The sequence below is a fragment of the Thiopseudomonas acetoxidans genome, assembly GCF_030362935.1.
Taxonomy (GTDB): domain Bacteria; phylum Pseudomonadota; class Gammaproteobacteria; order Pseudomonadales; family Pseudomonadaceae; genus Thiopseudomonas; species Thiopseudomonas acetoxidans.
Window position 1 is genome coordinate 1 of record NZ_JAUCDY010000023.1, and the last position, 7,774, is coordinate 7,774.

The window sequence follows — 7,774 nt, forward strand, 5'->3', positions numbered from 1 at the left end:
AGCGGCTGTCATGTTTCGGTTTAGACATAGCTTCATCTCCTAGAGTTGAAGCAGTCCAACTTTAGGGGGGCATTCCAGTTCGCGCAAGAGTTGCGCTCCCACAGAAGCACCTCACAGAAGCGCCCACAAGAGCCCGCCATTGCCCAAAAGTTGCGGTACGGGTATGTCGGCCTAAAGGCGCGACCTACAGTTTTTTTCAAACGCAAAAGCTTTCAGCGCAATTCCTTGCTCATCTATTTGCACGTACCAACCTTGGTTGTCCCAGTCGCCTAGTACGATGCGCTGCCCCTGCGGCAGGCGGTGAATAGCGGGGCGGTGGGTGTGGCCGTGGATGAGGGTGCGGACTTGATATCGGCGCATAGTCAGTTCAACGGTTTCAGGGCTGACGTCGGTGATGTCGTTGGCTTTCATGGCGGTGCGGCTGCGGCTTTGTTGGCGCAGATCCCCAGCGATGCGTTGACGGGTTTTGAGGGGCAGGTGGCGTAGGATAAACAGGCTAACTGGATTACGCAGGATGCGTTTCATGCGTTGGTAGCCCGTGTCGCTGGTGCAGAGTGAATCACCATGCATCAGTAGGATGCTTTCTCCGTTGGCCTGAATGAGGCTGGGGTCATTTAATAGCTGGCAGTCTGCCAGTTGGCAAAAACGCTGGCCAATTAGAAAATCCCGATTGCCGTGCATTAGATGTATCTGCACACCTTGCTCGGCTACTTTGCGTAGTGCGCTGGCGATGTGGTGGTGAAAATCGCTCATGCCGTCATCGCCGACCCAGACATCAAAAAAGTCGCCTAAAATATAAAGCTGCTCAGCCTTGCATGCATGCGTATTCAGAAAAGCCAAAAACGCCTGGGTGATATCAGGGCGTTTTTCGTGCAGATGTAAATCTGAAATCAGCAAAATCATGTGTTGGGTTTCCGTGAAGAGTTAATGCATGGAACTGGCTGTGGGAGCGCAACTCTTGCGCGATTAAAACCCTAGGAGCTGGCCATGCCTGTGACAGTGGCGCTGTTTTAGGGGGTATTCCACATCGCGCAAAAGTTGCGCTCCCACAGAATTGGTGCATGTGACTGGGCCCCAACTAATAACTACTCTTCTATGACTTCTGCTTTTTCAATAACGACGTCTTCACGGGGGACGTCTTGGTGGCCGGCGCGACTGGTGGTGTCGACTGCTTTGATGGTGTTAACCACATCCATGCCTTCAACCACTTCACCGAACACAGCGTAACCCCAGCCCTGCGAGGTTTCTGAGGTGTGGTCAAGGAAGGCGTTGTCGCTAACGTTAATAAAAAACTGTGACGAAGCTGAGTGCGGGTCCATGGTGCGCGCCATAGCTAAGGTGCCGACTTTGTTAGACAGGCCGTTATTAGCCTCATTTTTAATGGGTGCACGCACAGGCTTTTGCTGCATGCCTGGCTCAAAACCACCGCCCTGAATCATGAAATTACTAATGACGCGGTGGAAAATAGTGTTGTCGTAATGTCCGTCTTGCACGTACTGAATAAAGTTTTTAACAGTTTCCGGTGCTTCATCAGCAAAGAGTTTGATAATGATGTCGCCGTGGTTGGTTTGTAATTTAATCATTGAATCGGACCATTTTAGTTAAACAATTATAGAGCTGTCGGCTGTACGACAAATTTAAGGTATGATAAGCGTTTTATTTTGATCAGCCTACCCCAAAGGGCTTTTAAGAGCATTAAGGACACCATGAGCAAGCCAGAATCTTCGGTTACAGTCGCTGCCAACTTTCTTCGTACTATTATTCAAGAGGATTTAGCCACGGGTAAACACAGCCAGGTTATCACCCGTTTTCCGCCCGAACCCAATGGATATTTACACATTGGCCATGCTAAATCCATCTGCCTGAACTTCGGCATGGCCAAAGAATTTGGCGGACAGTGCCATTTGCGTTTTGATGACACCAATCCTGAGAAAGAAGAACAGGAGTATATTGACGCGATCAAAGATGATATTCACTGGCTGGGTTTTGACTGGGACGGTCCAGTACGTTTTGCTTCTGATTACTTTGAGCAGTTGTATGAGTGGGCGATTCACCTGATTGAAACTGGCAAGGCGTTTGTGTGTGATTTAACCCCAGAGCAGGGTCGAGAATACCGTGGCAGCCTGACTGAGCCGGGTAAAAACAGCCCGTTCCGTGAGCGCAGCGTCGAGGAAAACCTTGACCTGTTTAAGCGCATGCGTGCCGGTGAGTTTGCAGAAGGCGAGCGCTCATTGCGTGCCAAAATCGACATGGCGTCGCCTAACATGAATATGCGCGACCCGGTGTTGTACCGTATTCGTCACGCGGAACACCACCAGACCGGTGATAAGTGGTGTATTTACCCCAGTTATGATTTTACCCACGGTCAATCCGATGCGATTGAGCTGATTACTCACTCTATGTGCACGCTGGAGTTTGAAGATCACCGTCCGTTGTACGAGTGGTTTTTAGAGCATCTGCCGGTGCCCGCCAAGCCGCGTCAGTATGAATTTGCCCGTTTAAACCTCAATTACACCATTACCAGTAAGCGCAAGCTTAAGCAGCTGGTTGATGAGGGGCATGTGTTTAGTTGGGACGACCCGCGCATGTCGACCATCAGTGGCTTCCGTCGCCGTGGTTATACGCCAGCGTCCATCCGCAACTTCTGCGACATGATTGGGGTGAACCGTGCCGGTGGTGTGGTGGATATGAGCATGCTGGAGTTCTGTATTCGTGAAGACTTGGATGCCAACGCCAGCCGTGCCATGTGTGTGCTTAAGCCGCTGAAAGTGGTAATTACCAACTACCCAGAAGACCAGACCGAACAACTAGAACTCGCCAAGCACCCGAAAACCGAGATGGGCACACGTATTTTGCCTTTTTCGCGCGAGATTTATATCGATGCTAGCGATTACGAAGAAAATCCGCCCAAGGGCTACCGTCGTTTGATGCCGGGTACCGAAGTGCGTTTGCGTGGCAGCTACGTGATTCGCGCTGATGAAGCGATAAAGGATGCAGAAGGCAATGTGGTGGAGCTGCGTTGTTCTTACGATCCAGACACGCTAGGCAAAAACCCAGAAGGGCGCAAAGTTAAAGGCGTGATTCACTGGGTACCTGCCGCTGAAAGTGTTGAGTGCGAAGTACGTCTGTATGATCGCCTGTTTAAAGCCGCCAACCCAGATAAAAATGAGCAGGGCGAGAACGTAAGCTTCTTGGAAAACGTTAACCCTGAATCGCTTGTCGTTCTAAAAGGCTGCCGTGCCGAGCCTTCTTTGGCACAAGCACAGGTCGGCGAAGGTTTCCAGTTTGAGCGCGAAGGGTATTTCTGTGTGGATAGTGTTGATAGCACGCCCGAGAACTTGGTGTTTAACCGCACCGTGACCCTGCGTGATTCGTGGGGGCAATAAGCCATGACCATGCACATTTATAACACCCTAACTAAACAAAAAGAGCCACTTAAGCCGCTAGAAGACAAGCATGTACGCATGTATGTGTGCGGTATGACAGTCTATGATTTTTGTCATATCGGTCATGCACGGGTGATGGTGGCTTTTGATGTGGCGACGCGCTGGTTGCGCCACAGTGGCTACAAGGTCACCTATGTGCGCAATATCACTGATATTGACGACAAAATCATCCAACGCGCACAGGAAAATAACGAGCCCTTTACCGAGCTGGTCGAGCGCATGATTGCCGCCATGCACGAGGATGAGGCCAGCTTAAATGTGCTGCGCCCTGACCAAGAGCCGCGTGCGACAGGTCATATCGACGGCATGTTTAAGATGATTCAAACCCTCATCGACAAAGGCTATGCCTACGCAGCCAGCAATGGCGATGTCTATTACCGTGTGGCCAAGTTTGCGGAATACGGCAAGCTGTCACGCAAGAAAGTTGAAGATTTGCGCTCTGGTGCGCGGGTTGAAGTGGATGAAATTAAAGAAGACCCCGTGGATTTTGTGCTGTGGAAAGCCGCTAAACCCGGCGAGCCTAGCTGGGACTCACCTTGGGGCGCAGGCCGTCCCGGTTGGCATATTGAGTGTTCGGTAATGTCCACCTGCTGCTTGGGCGACAGTTTTGATATTCATGGCGGTGGGCCAGATTTAGTCTTCCCACACCACGAAAATGAAATCGCACAAAGTGAAGCGGCTACGGGTCAAACCTATGCCAATACCTGGATGCATGCCGGTGCGGTGCGCGTTGATGGCGAGAAAATGTCCAAGTCCTTGGGTAACTTTTTCACCATTCGCGATGTGTTGGAAAAATACCATCCGGAAGTGGTGCGTTATTTGCTAGTTTCCAGCCATTACCGCAGCCCGATTAACTACTCGGAAGATAGTTTGCGTGAAGCCAAGGGCGCTTTAGAGCGATTCTATTTGGCGCTCAAAGGCTTGGATATGCAGGCAAAACCAGCAGGTGGCGATGCTTTTGTTGAGCGTTTTAGCGCGGCGATGAATGATGACTTTAATACGCCTGAAGCCTGCGCTGTGTTGTTTGAGATGACACGTGAAATCAACCGCTTGAAAAACAGTGATGCACAGCAAGCCGCGCAACTGGCGGCGCGTATGCGTGAATTGGCTGCTACTTTAGGTGTTTTGCAGCTGGAAGCCGATGCGTTTTTGCTGGCAGAAACCGGGCAGCAACTGGCTGCTGTGGATATCGAAGCCCTGATCCAACAACGTCTAGCTGCCCGTGAAGCAAAAAACTGGGCAGAATCGGATCGCATTCGTGATGAATTGGCCGCTCAAGGTGTCATATTGGAAGACAAACAAGGAACCACGACATGGCGCTTTGCCTAAAGCTGGAGGTTGTTATGCGTCAAATTAAAGGAGTCACAGTTTCAGGCTTATTGATTATGGCATGCATGCTGGTGAGTCCGCCTTTACTCGCTGATGACCAGTGGGATGATGACTGGGTAATAGTGCATGAACAAGACCCGTGGGAGTCGTGGAACCGTAAGGTCTTTGGCTTTAATGAAACCATGGATCGTTGGGTACTCAAGCCAGTAGCTAAGGGCTATCGTACTGTGACGCCTAAACCTGTGCGTCGTAGCGTTAGAAACGTGTTGCGCAACTGGGGCGAAGGGCGCAACCTGGCCAACAATCTGCTGCAAGGCAAGGTGACAGATGCTGGCGTGGATGCTTCCCGTTTTCTGTTTAACAGCACCTTTGGTTTGCTCGGCGTGTTTGATGTGGCTACCAAAATGGGCTTACAAAGTAACAATGAGGACTTTGGTCAAACTCTCGGCAAGTGGGGCGTCAAAAGTGGGCCTTATGTCGTTTTACCCTTACTTGGTCCAAGCACGTTGCGCGATGCACCGGCAATGATTCCAGATACCTACACAACCGTATATCCCTATATTAGCAACCACCATGTGCGCTACGGCGTGGCAGGTGTGCAGATTGTCAGTATACGTGAGTCGCTTTTGGATACAGAAAAGCTAATGGGCGGTGATAAGTACAGTTTTATCCGTAATGCTTATCTGCAGAATCGTGAATACAGAGTTAACGATGGCAATGTTGAAGACGATTTTTAGCCAATCTTACAGTATGTAGGTCTGGCTTGAGCCTGACAGATGGCTGTGTCGGCCTATAGGCGCGACCTACTAAGCTGTAATCTAATTCATTGCTAGAATCGTCAGTCCTAAAACACTTCCCTGACCGTCTTCAGCCGCATCAATGCGAATCACTTCAGTGGTGGCTTTTAGGCTTGGAAGCTGGCTATGTTGCGAAACTATTTCGACATCGACCTGCTGACCTAAACTGACTTGTGCCTCTGTTTTAAGCTGCATGCCATTGCTGGATAAGTCGACGCAGAGCGCTTCTTGGCTGTTGCCATCTACTTTAATAATGGCTTTGCCGTCGACACGCATACGGATAAAATCACGCTTTTCATCAAAGTTACGCTCATAGCTGCTCATAGATGCGGCACCTTATTCTCTTAGATTAATTAAATAGCTACTTTATAGCCTTCAATGCAATAAGTGTAAAGTATTCGTTTATCAGCTTTGGCTTGAATCCTGTTATTGATAGGAGTACCTTGGGCGCAAATACCCACTACTATGATTCCTTGATGATTAAGACGCTGTATTTTAGTCCTGCCCTTAAGAATATCTATGTCCTCACTAGAGCATAAAGCCCTGCTGCAAGATCAGCAAGAAGGGCAAATGTTGCAAATCCATGCCCGCCCAAAACCGCATTTAAATATAGCAGGGATAGACTTCGCCCATAGCGTTAAGCCGGCGCTGTATTTGTCCGGGGATGCGGTGGATTACTTTTCCCTGCCTGATGGTCGCATCCTAGCCTACTTGCTGGATGTGTCGGGTAGCGGAACGGCAGCTGCCTTGCTTTGCATGTTTATAAAAAGTATGGTGCGCCATAGCGTGGCGATGAGCAAAGATATTAGCGCGGCTTCTGTGCTTGGGGACGTTAATCGCCTGCTGCTAGAGGCTGGAATTGATAAGCATGCCACCATGGTGTGTATGATTGTTGAACCCGAACACAACAAATTGCAGTGGGCCAATGCAGGGCATACACCAAGGCCGTTTTTTTGGTCGGAAAATGCAGCCCAGTTACAGTTGGGTGGTGGACAGATAATCGGCTTGTTTGCCGATGCGAACTATCAGAATCAAGTGATTAATTTGCCTAAGAGTTTTAGTTTTGTGGTGGTCTCCGATGGGGTTTTGGATTGTTTGCCTGAAGCCAGTTTTGCCGAGCGTGAACAGCAGCTGGTTGAGCTGATAGAGCAAGAGCAAGGTGTGTTTTCAGCACTTCATGCGCGTTTAGATTTAAGTAGACAGCAACAAATGCCGGATGATATTTCGATGCTGGTGGTAAGCAGAGGTTTATATGAGTAGCGGTAAAATTAAATTTGCCGAACAAGACCAAACGTTTGTGTTGAAGTGCATTGGTGAAGTGCGCTTAAACTTTTGTGCGGTGTTGAATGAAACCATTGAGCAGGCAATAGCGACAGGCAACAGTAAGGCAATCATTATTGATCTGACCGAAGTGACGAGTATTGATAGCACCACGCTAGGTTTGCTGGCTAAATTATCCATTCTGTCACGCAAAAGCTTCGGCATGTTGCCGACCTTGGCCAGTACGAATCCTGATATCAGTCAACAGTTAGACGCGATGGGCTTTGCACAGGTGTTTAATATTGTACACACCCCCGCACCTTGCCCAGAATGCTTAAATGATTTGCCGGATCAGCCGCAATCAGAAGAAGTAGTGCGCGAGCGTGTGTTAGAAGCGCACCGCATCCTGATGGAGCTTAACGAATCCAACCGCACCGCCTTTCGAGATTTGGTCAGTATTTTAGAAGAGACAGGGCAAAGTTGTTAAGGCGGAGTATCTACAAAAGATGCCTGCAGTTTCCCCGATAAATAGGCTTTCACAGGAGTCGCGCTGCTGTGGGAGCACAACCTTTCTTTGCGCGATTTGGAATGCACCCCATTGTAGGAGCGCAACTCTTGCGCGAACTGACCATCCAACAACACCAAACCCAATCGCGCATAAGATGCGCTCCCACAAAAGCTGTGCCCAAAACCAGCGACGTATCGGCCGCTCTACTGTGGGAGCGCAACTCTTGCGCGAACTGACCATCCAACAACACCAAACCCAATCGCGCATAAGATGCGCTCCTACAAGAGCGCTTTAGTCCGTGCTGATGTGGCTGCTTCTGTGAGATGCTTCTGTGGGAGCGCAACTCTTGCGCGAACGTGGAATGCCCCCCTAAAGTTGGACTGCTTCAACTCTAGGAGATGAAGCTATGTCTAAACCGAAACATGACAGCCGCT

General features: G+C 49.7%; 8 protein-coding genes. 5 read left to right on the plus strand and 3 right to left on the minus strand.

Annotated elements, in window-relative coordinates:
• Positions 1–171 precede the first annotated feature (171 nt).
• The gene (locus QEZ41_RS11910) at positions 172–903 is read right to left on the minus strand and encodes a UDP-2,3-diacylglucosamine diphosphatase (RefSeq protein ID WP_289411817.1); all 732 of its coding nucleotides are present in this window, start codon (positions 901–903) and stop codon (positions 172–174) included.
• Between the two features lie 182 nt (positions 904–1,085).
• A complete protein-coding gene (locus tag QEZ41_RS11915) occupies positions 1,086–1,583 on the minus strand; it encodes a peptidylprolyl isomerase (protein WP_289411818.1) in 498 nt (165 codons plus the stop codon).
• 123 nt (positions 1,584–1,706) lie between these two features.
• Between QEZ41_RS11915 and QEZ41_RS11920 the strand changes: the two genes are divergently transcribed.
• The 3 genes from QEZ41_RS11920 to QEZ41_RS11930 are packed head-to-tail and all read left to right on the plus strand — an operon-like array spanning position 1,707 to position 5,512.
• Entirely contained in the window at positions 1,707–3,386 is a 1,680-nt protein-coding gene (locus QEZ41_RS11920; protein WP_289411819.1) for a glutamine--tRNA ligase/YqeY domain fusion protein, read from the plus strand.
• Between the two features lie 3 nt (positions 3,387–3,389).
• Complete coding sequence (cysS, locus tag QEZ41_RS11925) at positions 3,390–4,775, plus strand: cysteine--tRNA ligase (protein WP_289411820.1); 1,386 nt, start codon at positions 3,390–3,392, stop codon at positions 4,773–4,775.
• 14 nt (positions 4,776–4,789) lie between these two features.
• The gene (locus QEZ41_RS11930) at positions 4,790–5,512 is read left to right on the plus strand and encodes an MlaA family lipoprotein (protein ID WP_289411821.1); all 723 of its coding nucleotides are present in this window, start codon (positions 4,790–4,792) and stop codon (positions 5,510–5,512) included.
• 81 nt (positions 5,513–5,593) lie between these two features.
• Here QEZ41_RS11930 and QEZ41_RS11935 read toward each other — a convergent pair whose 3' ends face one another.
• On the minus strand, positions 5,594–5,896 hold the full coding sequence (locus tag QEZ41_RS11935) for a PilZ domain-containing protein (protein ID WP_289411822.1): 303 nt from the start codon (positions 5,894–5,896) through the stop codon (positions 5,594–5,596).
• A 195-nt stretch (positions 5,897–6,091) separates the two neighbouring features.
• Between QEZ41_RS11935 and QEZ41_RS11940 the strand changes: the two genes are divergently transcribed.
• The gene (locus tag QEZ41_RS11940) at positions 6,092–6,832 is read left to right on the plus strand and encodes a PP2C family protein-serine/threonine phosphatase (protein WP_289411823.1); all 741 of its coding nucleotides are present in this window, start codon (positions 6,092–6,094) and stop codon (positions 6,830–6,832) included.
• A complete protein-coding gene (locus QEZ41_RS11945; protein WP_289411824.1) occupies positions 6,825–7,319 on the plus strand; it encodes an STAS domain-containing protein in 495 nt (164 codons plus the stop codon). The genes QEZ41_RS11940 and QEZ41_RS11945 overlap by 8 nt, the downstream gene beginning before the upstream one ends.
• The last annotated feature ends 455 nt before the right edge of the window (positions 7,320–7,774 follow it).

Bases quoted from the DNA above. Each gene is read 5' to 3' on its own strand.
- QEZ41_RS11910 (WP_289411817.1), bottom strand. From the start codon at position 903: ATGATTTTGCTGATTTCAGATTTACATCTGCACGAAAAACGCCCTGAT.
- QEZ41_RS11915 (WP_289411818.1), bottom strand. From the start codon at position 1,583: ATGATTAAATTACAAACCAACCACGGCGACATCATTATCAAACTCTTT.
- QEZ41_RS11920 (WP_289411819.1), top strand. From the start codon at position 1,707: ATGAGCAAGCCAGAATCTTCGGTTACAGTCGCTGCCAACTTTCTTCGT.
- cysS (WP_289411820.1), top strand. From the start codon at position 3,390: ATGACCATGCACATTTATAACACCCTAACTAAACAAAAAGAGCCACTT.
- QEZ41_RS11930 (WP_289411821.1), top strand. From the start codon at position 4,790: ATGCGTCAAATTAAAGGAGTCACAGTTTCAGGCTTATTGATTATGGCA.
- QEZ41_RS11935 (WP_289411822.1), bottom strand. From the start codon at position 5,896: ATGAGCAGCTATGAGCGTAACTTTGATGAAAAGCGTGATTTTATCCGT.
- QEZ41_RS11940 (WP_289411823.1), top strand. From the start codon at position 6,092: ATGTCCTCACTAGAGCATAAAGCCCTGCTGCAAGATCAGCAAGAAGGG.
- QEZ41_RS11945 (WP_289411824.1), top strand. From the start codon at position 6,825: ATGAGTAGCGGTAAAATTAAATTTGCCGAACAAGACCAAACGTTTGTG.